10 protein-coding genes are annotated in these 19,044 nt (G+C 70.0%); 4 read left to right on the top strand and 6 right to left on the bottom strand.

The window, feature by feature from the left end:
* Positions 1–94 precede the first annotated feature (94 nt).
* Positions 95–1,444 carry a DUF445 domain-containing protein gene (locus ACFXG1_RS02120; RefSeq protein WP_384740338.1) on the top strand — a complete coding sequence of 450 codons (1,350 nt, stop codon included), beginning with the start codon at positions 95–97 and terminating at the stop codon, positions 1,442–1,444.
* A gap of 248 nt (positions 1,445–1,692) precedes the next feature.
* On the opposite strand, the gene ACFXG1_RS02115 is transcribed toward ACFXG1_RS02120, so the two are convergent.
* The 6 genes from ACFXG1_RS02115 to ACFXG1_RS02090 all read right to left on the bottom strand — a co-directional run bounded on the left by ACFXG1_RS02115 (position 1,693) and on the right by ACFXG1_RS02090 (position 14,502).
* The gene (locus ACFXG1_RS02115) at positions 1,693–2,055 is read right to left on the bottom strand and encodes an Ig-like domain-containing protein (protein WP_384707506.1); all 363 of its coding nucleotides are present in this window, start codon (positions 2,053–2,055) and stop codon (positions 1,693–1,695) included.
* 262 nt (positions 2,056–2,317) lie between these two features.
* The gene (gene drmB / locus ACFXG1_RS02110) at positions 2,318–4,162 is read right to left on the bottom strand and encodes a DrmB family protein (protein ID WP_384707503.1); all 1,845 of its coding nucleotides are present in this window, start codon (positions 4,160–4,162) and stop codon (positions 2,318–2,320) included.
* Positions 4,159–7,383 carry a helicase-related protein gene (locus ACFXG1_RS02105; protein WP_384707500.1) on the bottom strand — a complete coding sequence of 1,075 codons (3,225 nt, stop codon included), beginning with the start codon at positions 7,381–7,383 and terminating at the stop codon, positions 4,159–4,161. The genes drmB and ACFXG1_RS02105 overlap by 4 nt, the downstream gene beginning before the upstream one ends.
* The gene (locus ACFXG1_RS02100) at positions 7,380–9,290 is read right to left on the bottom strand and encodes a UvrD-helicase domain-containing protein (protein ID WP_384707497.1); all 1,911 of its coding nucleotides are present in this window, start codon (positions 9,288–9,290) and stop codon (positions 7,380–7,382) included. The genes ACFXG1_RS02105 and ACFXG1_RS02100 overlap by 4 nt, the downstream gene beginning before the upstream one ends.
* On the bottom strand, positions 9,287–14,023 hold the full coding sequence (locus tag ACFXG1_RS02095; protein ID WP_384740333.1) for a DEAD/DEAH box helicase: 4,737 nt from the start codon (positions 14,021–14,023) through the stop codon (positions 9,287–9,289). Before ACFXG1_RS02095 ends, ACFXG1_RS02100 begins: the two co-directional genes overlap by 4 nt.
* 152 nt (positions 14,024–14,175) lie before the next feature.
* Positions 14,176–14,502, bottom strand: coding sequence for a hypothetical protein (locus tag ACFXG1_RS02090; protein ID WP_384707488.1), 327 nt, complete (start codon positions 14,500–14,502; stop codon positions 14,176–14,178).
* Positions 14,503–15,064: 562 nt separating this feature from the next.
* Between ACFXG1_RS02090 and ACFXG1_RS02085 the strand changes: the two genes are divergently transcribed.
* From ACFXG1_RS02085 to ACFXG1_RS02075, 3 genes are read left to right on the top strand one after another with little or no spacing between them, the layout of a single operon-like run.
* Complete coding sequence (locus tag ACFXG1_RS02085; protein ID WP_384707485.1) at positions 15,065–17,185, top strand: helix-turn-helix transcriptional regulator; 2,121 nt, start codon at positions 15,065–15,067, stop codon at positions 17,183–17,185.
* Between the two features lie 44 nt (positions 17,186–17,229).
* The gene (locus tag ACFXG1_RS02080; protein ID WP_384707482.1) at positions 17,230–18,153 is read left to right on the top strand and encodes a hypothetical protein; all 924 of its coding nucleotides are present in this window, start codon (positions 17,230–17,232) and stop codon (positions 18,151–18,153) included.
* Positions 18,150–19,031, top strand: coding sequence for a DUF6339 family protein (locus ACFXG1_RS02075; protein ID WP_384707478.1), 882 nt, complete (start codon positions 18,150–18,152; stop codon positions 19,029–19,031). Before ACFXG1_RS02080 ends, ACFXG1_RS02075 begins: the two co-directional genes overlap by 4 nt.
* The last annotated feature ends 13 nt before the right edge of the window (positions 19,032–19,044 follow it).

The raw sequence follows: 19,044 nt of genomic DNA, 5'->3' as shown, positions 1-19,044 counted from the left end.
TACGCCCGGCATGCCACGGGAACTCCGGGTGCGCCCCGGGAGTCCCTGATACAGGGACAATGCGTACGGGGTGCGCGCGGACGGGTGGAGCAGGATGAACAGCACGGACCGGGAGCACCCGGAAGAATCACCGAAGACGCCGGGCGGGGCACCGGGCGGCCGGGCACGCTCGGGACTGCCGTCCTTCACCTACACGGAGGCGGACGCCGAGAAGCAGCGGGGCGTACGCCGGATGAAGGCGATGGCCACCGGTCTGCTCGTCTTCGTCGCCCTGGTCTTCGCCCTGGCGACCTGGGCGAAGAACGCGGGCGCCGGGCCCTGGGCGGGCTATGTGGCCGCGGCGGCCGAGGCGGGCATGGTCGGCGCGCTCGCCGACTGGTTCGCGGTCACCGCCCTGTTCCGGCACCCCCTGGGCCTCCCGATCCCGCATACGGCGATCATCCCGAACAAGAAGGACCAGCTCGGGGCATCCCTGGGCTCCTTCGTCGGCGAGAACTTCCTCTCCGAAGACGTTGTACGGGGCAGGCTGCGGGCCCTCGGCATCGGCCGCAGGCTGGGCGCCTGGCTGGCCGAACCCGAACACGCCGACCGGGTCACGGCGGAGCTGTCCACGGCCCTGCGCGGGGCGCTGACGGTTCTGCGGGACTCCGACGTCCAGGCCGTGGTCGGCGAGGCCATCACCCGCAGGGCGAACGCCGTGGAGATCGCCCCCGGAGTCGGCAAGACCCTGGAGAAGGTGGTCAGCGACGGCGCCCACCACCGGGCCGTCGACCTGATCTGCGCCCGCGCCCACGACTGGCTCGTCGAACACGCCGACTCGGTGATGGACGCGGTCGAGGGCGGCGCCCCCGGCTGGACGCCGCGCTTCGTGGACCGGAAGATCGGCGACCGGGTCTACCGCGAGCTGCTGCGCTTCGTCACCGAGATGCGGGACATGCCGGGCCACCCGGCGCGCGGCGCGATCGACCGCTTCCTGACCGACTTCGCCGCCGACCTCCAGTCGGACACGGACACCCGGACGCGGGTGGAGCGGATGAAGTCGGACCTGCTGGCCCGTACCGAGGTCCAGGACGTGATCGCGTCCGCCTGGTCCTCGGTCCGCGCGATGATCATCTCCGCCTCGGAGGACGACCGGAGCGAGCTGCGCCTGCGGGCCCGGTCGTCGCTGCTGAGCCTGGGCGCGCGACTGGCCACGGACGAGCGGCTGCAGGGCAAGCTCGACGGTTGGGTCGAGGACGCGGCGGTCTACGTCGTGACGACGTACCGCGGGGAGATCACATCGCTGATCTCCGACACGGTGGCGAGCTGGGACGCCGAACACACCTCGCGCAAGATCGAGGCGAACATCGGCCGGGACCTTCAGTTCATCCGGATCAACGGCACGGTCGTGGGCGCGCTGGCCGGCCTGCTGATCTACACGGTGGCACACGCGGTCGGCGGCTGACCCGCATCCGTAAGGGATCCCCGGGCGGAATTCTTCTCCCGGGGATCGAACCGTTGCCCGCCCGGGGCCGTTCTCCCAGCAGCACACCCGAACGCGGGTACGGATCCGGGGCCACCGCCTCCGAACCGGCCACCCGCCCCCGAACCCGTGGCGACCGGCCTGTCCCCCCGGCCGCCGCGGACGCCCCGTTCCCGGTGGCCGCCACCTTCTCCCCCGTAAGGACGGCTACCGGGAACGGGGTCACACCTCTACTCGGAGGGCGACACCGTGATCCGCAGCACCGCACTTGCCGAGACCGGCTCCTTGCCCCCCTTGAACGTGACCCGGTAGTTGATCACGTCCTGCCCTTCGTACTCCGGGTTCGACGTATACACGATCGCCCCGTCCTTCACACTCGCCTGCCCACTCCCGGGCCCGCTCTCCACGGCGACCTCGACATTCCCCTCGCCGTTCGCCTCTACCAGCGTCTTCCCGGTCCCGTCGGCGAGCGTCACGGCGTCGTTGTCCAACACCTTGACCACCATCTCCTCGGCGGTCACGGCGGTCGCGTCGTCATCGCGCAACAACAGACTCCCCTGCCCGGAGCCCGTCGCCGACGCCTCGGACGTCACTCCGGTACTCCCCGGCTCCGAGCTCTCCTTTCCAGCCGTTTCAGCCCCACAACCGACCACCGCTCCCAGCGCGGCAACAACTGCGGCAGTGGTTAGAGCGATGCGCCCACGCGCATATATCGGCGACATGTGCACCCCAAGACAGACAGATCCGATCCGAGTGGGCCTGAGCATGTCGTTCCGGACGGGGAAACGGGGGGTTGTGGGTGTAGATGATGCGGAGTTGTGATGATGCCGTGAGAACTGACGGACCGCCGGCCGATCAACGGGCCACGTGCGACCCGAAGAACCCGATCGACGGGTCCTCGGGCGTTCCTACCAGCAGTGCTCTGTCCAGCAGGCCGTTGCTGTGTTCACAGCTCGTTTCCGGCAACAGGACACAGGCATGGCAGGCCGCGAGGTTGACGCTTCCCGCGCCGGCCGCCTCGGACTCGATGCACAGCGGATCGGCGGAACACCACTCGGCCCGCCCGAGGGCCGAACGCAGACTGCGGACCAGACGCTCCGGCTCCCCTTGGGCCACCAGCCCCCCCAGACTCCCCGCGGAGTCGTTGGTCGACGTGTGGATCAGGAGACCGGCCATGGTCTCGTCCGCGTACAACCGCTCCCGCAGCGCCGCGGCGGGATAGCCCCCGTCCAGGCTCCACTCGTTGATCAGGACATGGGCCAGGGTGTGCAACAGGACCATGCCCGGATCGGCCGGGGAGTCGGGGACGAGGGTGTCGTCGCGGGCGAACTCGCGCATCCGGCGGACGTGGTTGCTCCGGATGCGTTCGACCCGCGAGGCGACCGCCGGGCCGCGGGCCCACTCGTCGAGCCGCCTCCGGTCCAGTCGGAGAAAGACGCCCTCGCCGAGAACCTCCATCGCGGGCAGCCAGTTCACGGGTGTCAGGGACAGGGCGGCCTCGTGTACGTCGACGTTGGTCTCGATGTCCTCCACCCGCGAGAACGCCTTGAGGACGCGGACCTCCCGGAGCCGTTTGACCAGCATGGGATCGATCACCCCGAACGGTCGCAACGCGGACGCCTCGGAGGTCGGCGGCTCGCAGACGAACTCTTCGCCGTGGTCCGCCTCGCTCTCGGGATGGCCCGCGACGAGCCGCTCGTACTCCTGTCGACGGAGAAGGACTCCCGGGCTCTCCGGGCGCTTCGTCCGCTCCTCCGTTCCACCGGTCCCCTCGGCGGACTCCGCCGCTGCCAGGGCCATCAGGGTGTCGACGGAGACCGGCCCCTTGCCGCGTGCGCCGACGGCTCTCGCGTAGATCTCGAACTCGGCACGGGTACGAAGTTGTCGCAACTGGGGCCAGTCGTCTTCGCAGAGGCGTCCCACGGTCTTGTTGCTGTACGGCGGGATCGACAGGGCGGAGCGGAGAACGGGCTGCCACACGAGCGACGAGCCGCGTTGGAGGGTGCGCGGTACCTCCGGGCACTCCTCGGGGGACGCCCCCTTCAACCAGGGGCGCCGCCCCTCGCAGCGCACCCCGAGTTCGGTCAGCGCCCTGCGTCGGAAGGCGCCTTCCAGGGAGACCTCGGGGATGCCGCAGGTGCACGAGACGAGAATTGAGCGCAGGGACGCCGTCCGTCCGGTCGTACGGAGCCTCATCTCACCCCCGCACAGGCCCGACTCGCCCTCCCTGCGATTTCCTCGGTGGGCCCACTTCCAGTACGGGAAGTCGTCGAGATGGCCCCGGGAGCAGGCCGTGACGAAACGGGACGGAACCAGGTCCTCACGACACTCTCCGCACTCGTTGCGGCCCGGCGTGGAGTTGAAGGAGCGTACGTGCCCCAGCGACTCGCAGCTCTGGCAGGAGTGCCACAGGGGGAACCGGCGGACCCGTACGCCGTCCCTGCTGGTCTCGTCCGACGCGGGCGGGAGCCGGAACGAATACACGCCCAGAGCCCGGGCGAGACGGACCTCGTCGATGACGATCGCCCCGTCGACGTTCCACGAGTCGAGCCCGGCGACGACGAACGACTCGTTGTCCACGGCCACCAGGGACCCCACCCCGTAGGTGGTGATCATCTGTGAACGGCGCACCGCGCCCCGGCGCGGGAACGAGCGCTCGGGCGGACCGCCGCGGCGACGACGGGGAGGGGGAGGTGTCATCGGGTTGCCTCCACGAAGAGGGCGGACTGGGCGTCGACGTCGCGAAGACTCCACAGCGTCGGCCACGTCTTGCCGTCGGGTTCGTCGTAGGAGCCGAGGAGGGACGGTGTCCTTCGGCCGCGCGGGGGCTCGTAGACCAGGCCCCCGTTGCTCTCGGCCAACCGCTCCCAGTCGTCGACGAAGTCGTCGAAGGCCGCGGCCGTGGCGTCGTACTCGTCCTTGTCGACCCGGGAGACACGGTCGAGGAGCAGGGGGCGGATCACGGAGTCGAGTTCCTCACGGAACCGGTCGATCCGCCCGGCGCCGTCGTTGGGGCGGGCCTCGGGGATCAGAATCCGGGCCAGCGCCACCACCACGGCGTGCAGACCCCGGTCGCGAGAGCGCGCGGAGAAGGGGGTCACACTGGTCGCCTCCACCTCGCGATAGAGGGCGGAGTGGAAGTGGACGAAGTTCTCGTAGTGCGACCGGTCCCGGGAGCGGGCGGAGTTCAGCATGACGACGACGAGCCCCGGCCGGCTCCGACCGACGCGACTGGTGGCCTGGATGTACTCGGCGGTGGTCTGGGGCTGTCCCATGACGGCCATGAGTCCGAGCCGATCCACGTCGACCCCCACGGAGATCATGTTCGTGGCGAGCAGGACGTCCACCGTCTCCGGGTGGGGCAGCCCCCGGGAGACCTGGGCGAGTCGACCGGGTACGTCGCCGGCGTCGGCCCGGCTCGTCAGCTCGGTCTGCTCCCGGATCTCCCGCTTCGGCGCTCCGTCCCGCTCCGCCAGATACTCCAGATGTGCCACGACGTCGTCGTGCACCTGGAGCTCGGCGGCCGAGAGGAGGCGCAGGCTGTTGAAGTATCCGACGAGGGTCCAGTAGGCGTCGCGCACCTCGTCCGGGGCGCCGGTCCGCGAGGCGTGGTGCAGCAGATCGGCATAGGTGCGGACCAGCAGGGTCGCCTGGCTGGTGCTCGGCGTGAGCAGCCCCACGTACCGTCGGGTGGCCTTGGTACCGGGCGGGGACTCCACCGCGAACCACGAGTCCCGGGAGTCGAGGCCGGCGGGCGGGAACTGGGCGACGGAGCGGGCGAAGAGGGCGGTGCCCTGCTCCGAAGCCCGACGGATGGTGGCGGTGGACGCGATCACCTTGGGTCGTTCGGCGAGGACGTCGACCGCCGTCTCGTACAGGCCGGTGAGCGTCCCGAGGGGACCGGAGATGAGATGGAGCTCGTCCTGGACGATCAGTTCCGGAGGGGGCGTGCCGTCGTCGCGGTCCCGATTGAAGAGGGCCGCGGTGCGTTCGCGCCAGGGCATCGCGGCGAACTTGTCGACCGTGGCGATGACCAGCGTCGGCCGGGCGTCGTAGACGGACTCGTCGACCAGGTGGACCGGCAGGCCCTCACGGAACGCGCACTCGTCGTCCGGGCAGCGGACGTGCATCCGTACCGCGGCCTCGTCCACCTCGTACTGGTGCGCGTCGAGCCGGGTGCCGCACCAGGGACAGGCGTGCAGCTGCACCGGGTTGTTCTCCTGGAGCGACCGCTCCCGGCGCAGCTCGGCGAGGCTCCGGTCCGCCGCCGCGAGGGTGTTCGGGGTCGCCGATCGACCCACCCACATACCGATGGAGATCGGCTCGTCGCCGAGCCGCCCACGTTGCGCCCGGCGCATCAGTTCCATGGCACAGATCAGGATCGTCGCCCGCTCGAACTGCTGGAGCGTGAGCAGGCGCAGGGTGTACCGCATGAGTACGGTGACGCCGGCGCCCCGGTCACCGAGGCGGAGCCGGCGGAGGAACGTGGTGAAGGCGATCAACCCGAGGTACGCCTCCGTCTTGCCGCCTCCCGTGGGGAACCACAGCAGGTCCGCCACGCCCCGGTCCTCGTGTTCGGGGTCCACGACACCCTCGAGGCAGAGCAGGACGAAGGCGATCTGGAAGGGACGCCACCGGCCCGCGGTCGTGTCCAGCGGCTCACGCCGCTCCGACCGGGTCCACATGCTGCGTGCCCGCTGGTGCGCCATCGCCTCGTTCGCCAGCCGGAACGCTTCCATGGCCGCGGGGTCCTCGCGCAGGACACGAATCCCGCCCCGAACGCGGTCGAGGGCCTTACGGCACAGGTGGACCTGCTTGCGGGCCGTGTCCTCGAACTCGGTGCCCGCGAAGCCGGCCGCCTCCTCGGCCCTGCGGGCGATCCATTCCGCGTACCCGTCGGCCAACTCCTCCAGTGCCGCGAGCACCTCCGACGGCGGCCGTGTGGCCAGCCCGTGCATGGTGAGGGCGCGGTCGTCGATCTCCGGGTTGGAATCCGTCAGCAGCACTTCGTAGCCGGGTACGAACTCCGTCCGCACCTCTCGAACAGCCGCCCTGCCGCGATCGGTCTCGCCGATCCGGGGCGGTGTCCAGTCCCAGTCCGCCGCGCAGCCGTGTCCGGTCGCGAAGGCGGGCGCGTGGCGGTGGAGCAGCCGCGCCATCGCCTCTTCCTCGTCCCCGAGCGCCCCGGGGGGTCCGGAGCGTTCGACGAAGGCCGCCGCGTCGTCGGGGGCGTGTACGAGCAGCCGTGGTTGGTAGAGGCAGAAGGCGTCCCGCAGCTCGCGCTCGCCGACGGTGCGACTGTTGACCAGGGTGACGGTCACGGTGACCGTGCCGCTCGTGTCGCTCCGCCGCCGGACCAGGATCCGCAGTTCCGCACCGTCGGCCAGTTCTTCCGCCGCTCGCATCCCGGGCACCGTCACGTCGACGGTCACCGTCGGCAGCCGCAGGGCGCGTCTGCTCCAACGTTCGACCTGTTCGTCGGTGCTGCGCGCCTCGGCCCGCCGGTGTGCCACCGGCCGGCCCTCCGCGTCCCGGGGTTCGTACACGGCCGCCTCGGTGGTCACGACGACCGTCCTCGAAACATCCGGATCCACGGCGAAGGTCAGTCCCATGGCCGAGGGGCGGCGGTCGTTGGCGAGTGATACACCGGGGTCGGACGACGCGTCTTCGGAGTCGCGGAAACGGGTGACGGGTACCGTGTCCGGTCCGTCGTGTACGGCGTACTCGGCGAGGGACTCCCGACGTGCCGATTCCTCCGCCGTCCCGGGGAAGAGCACCCCGATCGGATAGGTCGTGATCGGGGGGTCGTGTTCCAGGGTCTCTTCCTCGGCTCCCGGACCCAGCAGCCCTCGACGCAGCCCGGTGACGATCTCCTCCCGGAGGGCGTAGTGCTCGGCGTGACGGCCGACCTCGTGTGTCATGAAGCCTGCATCTCCTCGGACTTCCCCTGCCATGCGTAACTGCCGATACCGGACATTCGGGGTACGAGCCAGATCCCGTGCCGTCCCAGCCCCGCACGGTCCGCGGAGGCCGTACTGCCCGCGACGGTCTCCGTGGTATCGACCCTGAAGCCGTCGATCTGCTCGGGCCAGGTGATCTCCCGACCCGCTCCGCCCCGGAGGGACGAGTGGAGGGCACGCCGGAACTCCTCCGACACGACGCCCACCGGGGTGTCGCCGTGAAGGACGGTGTACGGAGGGCTCTGGTCCGCGGCCGACGGCAGTCGGTGCTGGAGACGGAGCGTCACTCCGTCACCGGGGCGAACGGAGGACGCGAGGTACTCCTGGACGGCCACGGGATCGGCCTCGAAGCCCTCGGTGCCCGGTGGATGCTCCCGGGACACGTCGCGTCCCGTCGCCTCGATACCGAAGCGTTGACGTGGACGCCACCCGCCCACGTACCAACGGTCCACCGACTTGTCGCGCCGGAGGTGGACCGTCGTCGGGGCGGGGATCCGGAACAGATCCTCCCGGGGGCGCGTCATGGCGACGTACAGGGCGCGTGCCTCGGCCGCCGGGTCCAGGTGCGTGTGCCGGCCCCGGAGTTCCGGGATCGACGCCGGTTCGACGACGATCACCCGGTCGAACTCCAGCCCCTTCGCGCGATGGATCGTCGACACCACCAGGGGTTCCGCGTCGTCGACGATCACGTCGTCGGGAAAGCGCCCCTCGGCGATCGCGCGTCGGAGCGCTCCGAGGTCGACGACGCCCCGCTGCCCCCGGGCGACCCCCCGTAGCGATTGCCAGATCCGTTCCAGGTCGCGTTCCGCCGGTGCGCCGATCCCGGCCGCGAGATCACGGAACGCGGTCTCGCCGAGACTCCCCGAGCCGCACCGACCCAGCAGTACCGCGACCCACGGGGGCACCGGGCGGTCCCGGGCCGACCGCTGGAGACGATGCGGCACCCTCTTCTCGAACAGGCTCTGGGAGAGCGACAGCGCCTCCCGATTGTCCCGGCACAGCACGGCGCAGGTACCGGGATAGGCCCGGAGCGAGTCGAGGGTGAAGGGGTCGTCGAGGTCCCCGAAGCCCGGACAGGTCAACAGCCGGGCGCGCAGCTCGCGATGGAGCGACTCGCCCTCCCGCGCGCCGCCCACCGTGTCCGACGGCAGTCGCCCCAGTGCCCGGCCCAGGGGGAGCGCGATACCCGCCTCCTCGGTGACGGCCCTGAAGTTCGTCGGCAGGTGCAGCTCCACGAGGTCTTCGCCGTACGAGGCACGGAGCCAGTCGAAGAAGTAGTTGGTCTCCGCCGCGCGCGCGTCGGGATCCGACACCTGGAAGCCGTACACGGCCTGGGCGGCGTCGCCCACCACGGTGAATCCGCAGACGTCCTGGAACCGGTCCAGCAGGGTCTCCACCATTTCCCTGCGCACCCCGACCAGATCCTGGACCTCGTCGATCACGACGTGCGCGGGCGGGCCGGCCTCGCTCTCGTCGACGGCGCCGGATTCGACCGCCTCGGTGGCCCGACGAACGCGTTCGTCGTAGGACTGACCACCTCGGTCGCCGTCGTCACCGCTGCTCGTCAACAGACCGTAGGCCCACGAGTCGAAGGTCCGGACCCTCACCCGGCGGGCCCTTTCGGCGTGATCCGCGATCCGTCGCCGCAGCTCGCGGACCGCCGCCCGGGAGAAAGTGAGCACGAGGATCTCACGAGCCTCGAGCGCGTCCTCGCCGTCGCTCATCAGGGCTTCGAGTCGGCGTACGAGCGTGTGCGTCTTCCCGGCGCCGGCACCCGCCGTCACCAGGACCCGGGCGTTCCACGGCTGCTCCACCACCCGCCGCTGTTCCGGGGTGAGGGACGGGTTGTCGTCGTAGGCACGGTTCACCGATTGCTCCACAGGTGCTCGAAGCGGGTGAAGGCCAGCTCCTTGCCGTAGTTCGTGATGTTGTCGCGTACGTTGAGGATCAGACAGGTGTCCTTGCCGCCGTTGCGCGGTCCCCGCAGACCGCGGCCGATCATCTGTTGGTAGACGTTCGGGCTGTACGTGGGCCTGGCGACCACGACGGCGCGCGTGGCGGGCGCGTCGAAACCCTGGCTGAGCACACCGTAGTTGGTGAGGACCCGGACGCGTCCGCGACGGAAGGCGTCGATACGACTGCGACGGTCGTTGGGCGACGTCGTGGCGTCGACGGCCTCGGCCCTGACCGACACGTCGTTGAGCCTCGCCGCCAGCAACTTGGCATGCCCCACCGAGGTGGCGAAGACCAGCACGGGCCAGTCGTCCGGCATCCCCGTGATCTCCTCGACGATGCGGTTGTTGCGGTCGTGGTCCTGGGCGAGCCGCTGCTCGGCCGCCTTGGACAGCACGCTGAGCTGTTCGGCGTGCTGCTTCTCGTCGGTCGTCAGCTCGATGGTCCCTCCGGTGAGGACCTTGTGCTCGACGCGGGCGAGCATGCCCAGTTCCTGGAGTTCCGCGTAGGGGTCGCCGGAGGCGAAGACGCCGTCGTCCAGCCGGCGCCCGCCGAAGCGTCGGACCAGTCGACGGGTCTCCTCGACATCCGTATTGCGGAAGGGGGTGGCGGTAAGACCCAGCAGATGGCGGTCCGTTTGCGCGTGTGTGAGGCCCAGCTCCCCGAGAATCGCGGTGTACTGGGGCGCGATGGCCGTATGGGCCTCGTCCACGACGACGAGCGCCGCCCGCCGAAGCCAGGCGTACTCCTCGGTCGCCAGACAGTTCCGCAGCTTCGCGTCCGTCGCGACGACGAGATGGGGTCGGTCCCGCACCGGCCCCGCCACATTGGTCGACCAGAGACGATTCACCGCCAGCGGCTGTTCGGCACCCACCTTCTCCCAGACGAACTTCCAACTCTGGACGGCCTGCTCGCACAGCTCCTCGGTCTGGGCGATCCACAGGACGGGGCCGGGGAGCGTCTCGTTCTGCTTGATCCAACGGATGACGGCCTCGGCGGCGACACGCGTCTTGCCCGCCCCGGTGGGCAACGAGAGCATGCCGCGCTGGGGAGTCAGCCGATCCAGCATGGCGAAGACGTTCGCGGCGAGCCGCTCCTGGTAGTCGTGCAGCCGGGGGAACGCCGTCGGTCCCCGGACGTCGATCCGCGGCGGTGGCGCCGGTACCCGGGAGCCGGCGAAGGCGTCGGGGAAGCCGAGATCCGCGACGAATCGGACGGCGGTGGAGCCTCCCGTGAACGACGACGGCGCATGACTGGGATAGGCGGCGGTCAGATCCCGTACATGGACCTGGAGGACACCGTCCCCGTGTGCGTTGTGGGCGAGTTGCGCCGAGCGACGCGGCGAGGGGACGACACCGCCCGAGCGGACCAGCTCGCCGTCCAGCAGACCCACGGGGAGTCCGGCCCGAAGGGCGTCCGAGCCGAGGAGGTGTTCCAACTTCTCGACGACGGACTCCGCCTCACGCACACGACGGAGGGTCTCCTGAACCCTGCGGTCCTGCTCCTGACGCTGCTGCGCCTCCAGAACGGCCCGACAGCCGGCGGCGCCGAGCCCCCACCGGAGCCCTCGGTCGGCGGCCGTCAACACATCGTGGCGAGCGAGCGACGCGAGCACCAGGACGGTCGTCCCCTGCACGGCGCTGTCCAAGGGGGTGGCGGTCGCCCCACGAGGTGTGCGGACCACCTCTTCCACCTCGGAGCAGCGGAGCACGGAGTAGTTGTTGACGGACGCGCCCAGTCGTTGCCGCAGGGTGGGGAACTCGTCCCTGAGCGGTGTCGGTTCCCCGACCTGTACGAACCGGATCTCCTTGCTGATGACGTCGGAGACCCGGAGCATGCCCCAGGTGTCGACCATCAGCTCAACGTCCTCGGGGCCGCTCGCCCACAGGGCGGGGAGCTGTTCGGCGCGCAGCGCCCGGTACTCGTCCTCCGAGGCCGCGACCGCGATGTCGCCGTCCTCCCGCGCACCCCATTCGGTTCCGATACGGCACCGGGTCGGCACGCCCTCCGGGAAGGGCACCCCGAGGCGGGTGAGCATGACGTACGTCCGGCCGACGAAGGAGTCGTCCTCGCTCCGCCGGAGCTGCTCCAACAGGTCCGCCCACCGGTCCTGCGGGACGCCCTCGACGGTCGCCGGCAGGCGCAGCTTGCGCGCCTTCTCGACACTGATGTCGGCGACCGGCAGAACATCGGCGTAGGCGTGCAGCTGGGGACCGACGGCCTCGGCCGGCGGGAGCGGGCCTTTGGAGGTGGGCACTCGGCCGTGTCGTCGCAGCATCCAGTGGAGAGGGGAGACGACGGTGCCGCGGGTGTTCGCCTGGACCCCGAACTGCCGACTCCAGTGCTCGACCACGCTTTCGTCGGGCAGGGCCCGGACGAAGGCCGCCCGGCCTTCGTCGGAGAGCCGCGGCAGGAGGTGGAGCGGACCGCCGAACGGCGAGCCTTCCAGTTGGAGCCGGTACTGCTGGGGCCGAGAGGCGTTGCTCGGCAGCCCGGCGCAGTACTGCTCGTAGACGGCGCTCCGGTACTCCGCGAACCACGGCTCGTCGTCGGGGCGGTGCCCGGCCGTCGGCCGGTCCGTCATCCCGAACACGCGCAGCACGGCCAGGTCGTCGGAGTGGAAGCCGAGGTCCACCGCGATCGAGGTGTCGCGCGAGCCGTCGGCCGGCACCACCGTGCCGGGGAGGAGGCAGTCCTTCATGGGGTGGAAACGGCCGTCGAGGGTGCGGACGTGGAGGGTGTCCCGGGGGTCGGTGACCTTGGCCCCGACCTCACCTGTGACACCGCTGCCCCCGGCGCCGCGGAAGAGTTCCCAGAAGCGGGTCCAGTCGCGGGGCGTGTAGTGGTCGAACCCCTGGTCGAGTACGCCGGCGAAGCGGCCCCGGGCGTCGGCCGTCCGGATGCCGATCTTTTCGAGGGGACCGTCGAGGGACGGGTCGTCGGAGAGCCGGGCGTCGACGTAGACGAGGTCGTCCTTGAGCCCGTCCTGAACGGACCGGCGGTAGACCTTTCCCGTCACGGGCGCGACCATCCCGTGGGCCTCGGTGAGGACGATACGGGCGGTACGCGCCTCCGCGGCGAAGGGGGAATCCTTCTCCACCATGTCGGCGAGAATGCGGACGGCGACGGCCGAACCCTCGGGGCGACCGTCGGAGACGAGGGCCTCCAGCCAGTCACGGACGGACTCCCGGCCGTGGTCGGCGGCCTTGAGGATGTGCTCGACCTTGCCCGACCGGAGCTCCTTCGCCTCGACGGACGGATGGACCCAGCCGCGGGGGCGTCCCGGATACGTGTGCCACATCCGCAACCACTCCGGGGCCAGCTTGCCCCGGTTGCCCTGATCGGGGTGGAGCTTCAGCTCGCGCGGCACCCTCAGTGTGCCGTCCTGGTCCGGAAGGGACGGGAACAGGGCCGTCAGATTCCAGATCTGGGTGGTCAGGGCGCGGTCGGCCCAGTTCAGGGTCTCCGACTCGCGCCACCGACCCGGCAGGAGGGCCAGATATGCGCCGGGGTCCTCCGGCGGGGCCAGCTCCGGGAGGGATTCGACGACAAGACGAGCGGCGATTCGAAGGAGTTCCTGGTTGAACGGACTGCCGTCCAGGAGGTTCTGCCGGTCCTCGTTCGTCTTCCAGGCGCCGTTGAGGGCGCCCGTGAGTGTCATCGGGTATTTCGTGGGGAAGAACGACCAGAACTCGCCGCGCCCCTTCGTGGTGCCGAGCAATCCTTCGGACTCGGTGTAGGCAGGAACCGCCCAGGCGATGTCGACGACACCGCGGTCGTGCATCTCACCCGCGCCGGCGCGGGCCGCCGGCGACGGCTCGTGCGTCGTACCGAAGACGAGCCACTCGCTTCCGGCCTCGGCCCGCTGCGTCCGCTTCTCCCGGATGACATGGGTATGCCCCTCGTGCCGCACCGTGATCGTGCGGCTCCTGACCGGCATGGTGCGACGGTCCTCGAGGACCACCGTGCCGACATGGTGGGAGAAGAGTTGGAAGTGGGCCGGAAATTCTCGGCGTTCGTCGTCCTTGGCCTGGAACATGTCCCGGCCCATCTCCTCCGCGGCACCCTCCAGCAGGGGCAGACGTACCACGGTGCTCGCCCACTGCATCAGTTCGTCGAGCACGGGGTCGACGCCCCGCTCCCGTCGGGCGTCCAGGGGGCGTGCCATCCGGAGCACGGGGGTCTCCAGGTCGGCGTCGGGGGGCGCCCCCAGGGCTTCGAGGATCCGTGCACGCGACCATTCGCGATCGAAACCGAAGCTTCCCGATCGGCTGAAGAACTGTGGGGTGTCCGTGATGCTGAGAACGGACTTGACGCCGACGCCGAATCGGCCGATCTGGCCGCCTCGTTTTCTGGAGACGCTCATCCGAAGAATGGTCTCGGCGCCCTCCGAGGTGACGGCCGTTCCCTCGTTGGCACAGTACAGATGGGTTTCGGTGAGGACGGCGTGCAGCTTGTTCGCGTTCGGGTCGTTCGCGATTTCGTCCGCGGCGTTCTGAACCAGCTCGAAGAGCTGTCGGTCGCCGTATCCGCCCTGAGTGATCCGGCGTTCGCCGTTGGCGTGCTCCTGGACGAGTCCGGGATCGACTCGATAGGTCTCCAGAACACGCTCGGACTGGTCGACGACTTTCTTGATGACTTCGGACATCGCTCCGACCTGCGTCGGAACTGTGTGACTCACGAGGAATTCCGTTTCTGTGACCGTCGACGACACATGGGAAACCGGAGCGCCGGCCGCGCCCCCGGGCGCGGCCGTAACTCACGTATGACGATAGCCAAAACGTCCGACATCGTGTCGGTTTACAGGAACTCGACCACGATCCGTAGGGTGATCACGACCTTCCGCGGTGCCGTGCGGCGACGGCGCAGCGTCGGACGGCCCGGCGGACCCACCGGCGCCGGGCGCCGCCCCCCGTGCCGACGCCTGCCGCGCCCACCGCGTCGGGGCGTGCGGGCATCGGCGCCCGGTGCGGGGCGCTCGGTCGCGGCGATCAGACGACGGCCCCTGATGACGGTGTCGCGCGTGATGCCGTACATATCGAGAAGTTCCGAACGGAGTTCGGCGTCCTCGACCGAGTCGTACTCGGCGACGATGCGACGCATTCGCGCAAGCTCGTCGTCTCCCATGGCAGGACTTCCTTTTGGTCGGGGTGGTTCCTTGAATAACACGTGGTTGCGCTTTTCCTCGGAGGGGCATGGGAACGGACGGCTCGTCTGTGCGGAGAGTCGGGCCGGGACGGTGGGGGACGCCTTTTCGACCGTAGCGACATTCGGATGATGGTCGCAAGCCGTTCTGCTCGCAGATCCCCCTCGGCGGGAAGATGGCTTTTACATGCAAAGGATTGAGCGGGTGGAGATGGCCCGGAATCGAATAAGGGCATGCCGAACATGCCCTCGTGGCGCCCTTTATCGGGTCGTCGGATAGAGCTGCGAAAAACCTTAGGGGGGCAACTCTCGGTGCTGCAAGGGTTTTGCGTCGGAAAATTTCGGCACGTCGCGCCCGGCTCCTCGCCACGAGGCGTCACGGTCAGGCAATTCGGGACATAGGTGGGTGATTGAATCGCCCTCTGCTCCGCCAGTGGGCGCCCGGAGGGTGTCAACTGTCGTTAGACAGACGCTCGTTTGTCAAACGACTGCTAGGGTTGGTGTCCTGTGACGGACGTGGGATCGATCAGGGGGAGTGCGGAACGTGGACGGCACGGAGGACTTCGGTCCGTGGCTCGCCCGGCAGCTGCGCATGCTCGATTTGAAGCAGGCGGACCTCGCCCAACGGATCGGGGTGACTCGGGCGGCCGTCTCCGCCTGGATCACGGGGCGTGCCACGCCCCGTGAGGAGACCATGCGGGCCATCGCGGCGGCCATAGGGGCCGACATAGCGGTGATGCACTCCCGCACCACCGATGCCGTCAGCGGCGGACCGGTCGCCTGGTACCACCGTCCCGCGCACCAGGACGGTGGACGGGACTTCGGCAATGCCGCGGCCTTCGCCTTCGAGGCCGACGTCAAGGTCCTGGCCCGGGAGGCGACCCAGAACAGCCTCGACGAGCAGCTCGTCCGGACCCGACCGGTCCGGGTCCGCTACACGCTCCACGAACTGACCGGCGAGATGCTCGCCGAGTTCCTGACCGCGGTCCGTTGGGCGGAGCTGCAGCCTCATTACGAGGCGGCGGCGGCCCAGGACCAGAAGGTCGGACGGGTGGTCGCCGAGGGGTTGAAGGACCTGACCCGGGGCGATCGACTGCTCCTGCTGCGGGTCGACGACTACAACACCACGGGGCTCACGGGCGACGACTACGAGGACGGCCGCTTCGCCGCGGTGGTGCGACGGCAACTCGAGAGCCGGAAGTCGGAAGCGCCCGGACGGGCCGCGGGCGGCTCGTACGGCCTGGGCAAGGCGACTCTGTGGGCGACCAGTCGACTCGGCATGGTCCTCGTCAACTCCACCCTTTCCGAGTCCCACGAAGGACGTTACCGGCAGCGGGTCGTCGGCAGGTTGGACCTGCCCTGGCGGCGGGCCGAGGGGGGTGCGTGGGCCGGCCCCGCCTGGTTCGGGCAGGTCGACACCTCACCCGGGAACGAGGGGGTCGCCCGCTCGTGGTGGGCCGACGACGAGACGGTCGCCCGGCTGCATCTGACCCGGGAGAACTCAGAACCCGGCACGTCCTTTCTCGTGGTCGGTGCCCACGACGTGGCGGGCTCGGTCGACACCGCGCAGGACGACGGGAGGGACGACGGGGACGAGCAGCCCGTCAAGGCGATCCATCGCCGGCTGGTCGACGGGCTCGCCGAGAACTTCTGGGCGGCGATGACCGCCGGGCGGGATCGCGCGCCCCTGCTGGAGGCGTCGGTACGCACGCTGCGCAACGGACAAGTGGTCGTCGAGGAGGAGCGGGTCGATCCCGAGAAGAGGCAGCCTTCCAGGACCCGGGCCCTGAAGGCCTTTTTCGACGGCGAGACGGTCGAACGCATCACCGAGGTCGGGCAGGTAGCCCTGGCCCGTGTCCCGTTGAAGGTTCCCGTGCCCGGGGGCGGGCGCGAGACCGTCGAACACCGAGCCGCCCTGCTCGTGACCGCCGCCGAGGACAAAGACGGTCCGTCCAACCACCTCGTCACCATGAGGGGCGGTCTCATGGTCGTGCGCGCGGCCCGCGTACCGGATCTCGGCCTCGGCGCCGACGCTTTTCAGGCCGTCCTCCTGGCCGGTCACGCGGCCGGGCCGGACGCCGGGGCGGCGGAGGCCGAGGCATTCCTCCGCGCGTCCGAACCTCCCGAGCACAACAAGTGGGGGCGTACGGAAGAGCTGTTGTCCGTCTACTCCCGTACCGCGCACCGCAGGATCTCCACCTTCACCACGGCCGCTTACGCCACGGTGCGGGACCTGACGGGCAGGCGTCCGGACCGGCCGACCGCCGGCCCCGCGGTCCTGCGCGACCTGCTGATTCTGGACGACCGCAAACCCCGGTCCGGTCGAAGCGGCGGCTTCCCCGCCATCCGGGACCTCGACGCCGAGATCGACGCCTCCGGGGCGTGGCGGATCAGGGCGGACGTCAGACTGCCCCGGCGCAAGGACCCCTGGGTCATGGGGCTCGTGGCGAAGTTCGACGTCCGTTCCGGGCCGCGCCCCACGGTCGGCTGGTCCGAGATCGTCGCGGTGGAGAACTGCCGCTTCGTGGACGGCGCCCTGCATTTCGACGCGGGAGCCACGACCGCCGTGTTCACCGGGACCACGGACGTGTCCACCCACCCCGTCCGCGCCGACCTCGCCGGATTGATCGTCGAACTGCAGAAGGGGAAGGGGGCCGCCGAATGAGAGTCCTTCCGTATCGGACTCCCGCGGGAAGGGTCACGTTCCGGGTGACCGCCGTGCGGCAGGACGGGACCGACCTGGAGACGTCGGCGTTCTCGCAGGGCGAGCGCGTGGTGGCCTTGGACCATGCCGAACGCGGTGCGTGGCGGAGTGCCAGGCTGACCGTCGCCGCGACCCTGCCCGAGGAGGAGCTGGCAGAGGGGCCCTGGACGGACGTCGTGGTCGTCGCCGTACTGACGGAGGCCGCCACCAACTCCCGTACCAGCGTGCGTCTCGCGCCGGGAGCCGGCGGCGACCGGACAGGCCAACTACGTCTGTGGCGGTCCGACCACCGCGGTCGGGCGGAACTCTCCGTGATGGTCGTCGCTACCGTGGGCGGCGTACCCGGCCGCGTCGTCGCCCGTTCGGACGAGGACTGGATCGTGGACTTCACCGCCCCGAGCCCGGTACGGCGGCGGGGCCTCGAAGTCAACGAAGTGGACTTCCGCGACGGTCCGTACGAATGGCTGCGCTCCCTCAAGGACTCGCCCTGGGTGGTCGACACGTCCGGCGAGCTGCCCGTCGTCCATGTGAACACGGGCTTCGACGGCATAGCGGAGCTTCTGCGACCCGGTGGCGACGGTATGGAGAGGGCGGTGGGGGATCTGCTCTCCGCACGGATCGCCACGGATGTCTGGACGGCCGCGTTCCACGCCGCGGTCGGTGCCACGGAGGTGGACCCGGAAGGAAACCCGACCTGGCCGGGCGACTGGCGCGAGGACGTCCTGAGAGGGATGCTCGCCGACGTCATGCCCGACAGGTCCGAGGACGACGCCCTGCGCGAGGTCCACGCCCGCCGGAACGAGCCGGCGGCGTGGAGCCGGCTCCAGACACAGATCAACTATGCCGCCCTGCGGAAGGCGAAGGTGGCGAAGAGCCTCGGCCGCACCGTTCGCGTTCTCGAAGCGTCCCAGAGGGAGAACAGTCGTTGACCCGGCAGCCCGATCCATTGCCCCCTCGGCTGGCGCTGCTCGCCGATATCAACGCCGCGACGAATCTGACCACCGAGGTGTTGTCCGGCCGGGAGAACCCCCCCTTCATCGCGCTCGGCAAGGACGCGATACCTCTGGAGAGCACCGGCGCCCGCTTCGCGGTCGAGCCGATCCGAGCTCTGGTGGAGGACGCCATGACGTACGCCGGCGACAAAAGGACCGACGCCGACGCGTGGTTGGCTCCCCGTCTCCACGCGACCATGCGGCTCACCCGCCGAGAGGCCGCCGACCGGCGTCTGTGGAATCACCTCGCCCTCTGCGTCGCTCCCGACTACGTCCTGTGGAGACATCTGCCGGTCGCGGCAGAGCTGCCGCGGGTGGCGCCCGCCCGCTTCAGTGGTGCCCACTACACCCAGGCGTTCGCCAGACTGTGGTGGGTCGCCGAGCTGTTCCGGGACGGGGCGGACTACGAGCCGGTCGCGGTCGCGTGCGGTAACCAGGACGTTCTCAATACGGTTCTGAGGCTCGACGTGATCGACCACCGGCCCACGGTCCAGGCCGTCGTCCGGCTGATGCAACGGGGTTCCGTGAGAACCGGACGCGAAGTGAATGCCCTCGCCGGCGCCGTGAACACCGCGGCCAGCACCCTGCTCTACGACGTCATCGCGCCGGACGACGAACGCGACGGCGATGCGTTGGCGGAGTGGATCGACGAGGCCGAGTCCGCGCCGCCGGTCTCCCGCCGACGGCTGCCCGACGGCCCGGACGACGGCCCCGTGCCCTCGGACTCCGTGGAGCTGCTCGTCGAACGGTTCGCGGAGTACTTCGAGACCGCCCCCGTCAGAGGGCGGATGAAGGAGGAGGAAGAGGAGGCGTGATCGGCGGGGCCGA

This window comes from Streptomyces sp. NPDC059248 (assembly GCF_042753905.1).
GTDB lineage: Bacteria > Actinomycetota > Actinomycetes > Streptomycetales > Streptomycetaceae > Streptomyces.
This window is presented reverse-complemented; position numbering and strand designations above follow the sequence as displayed.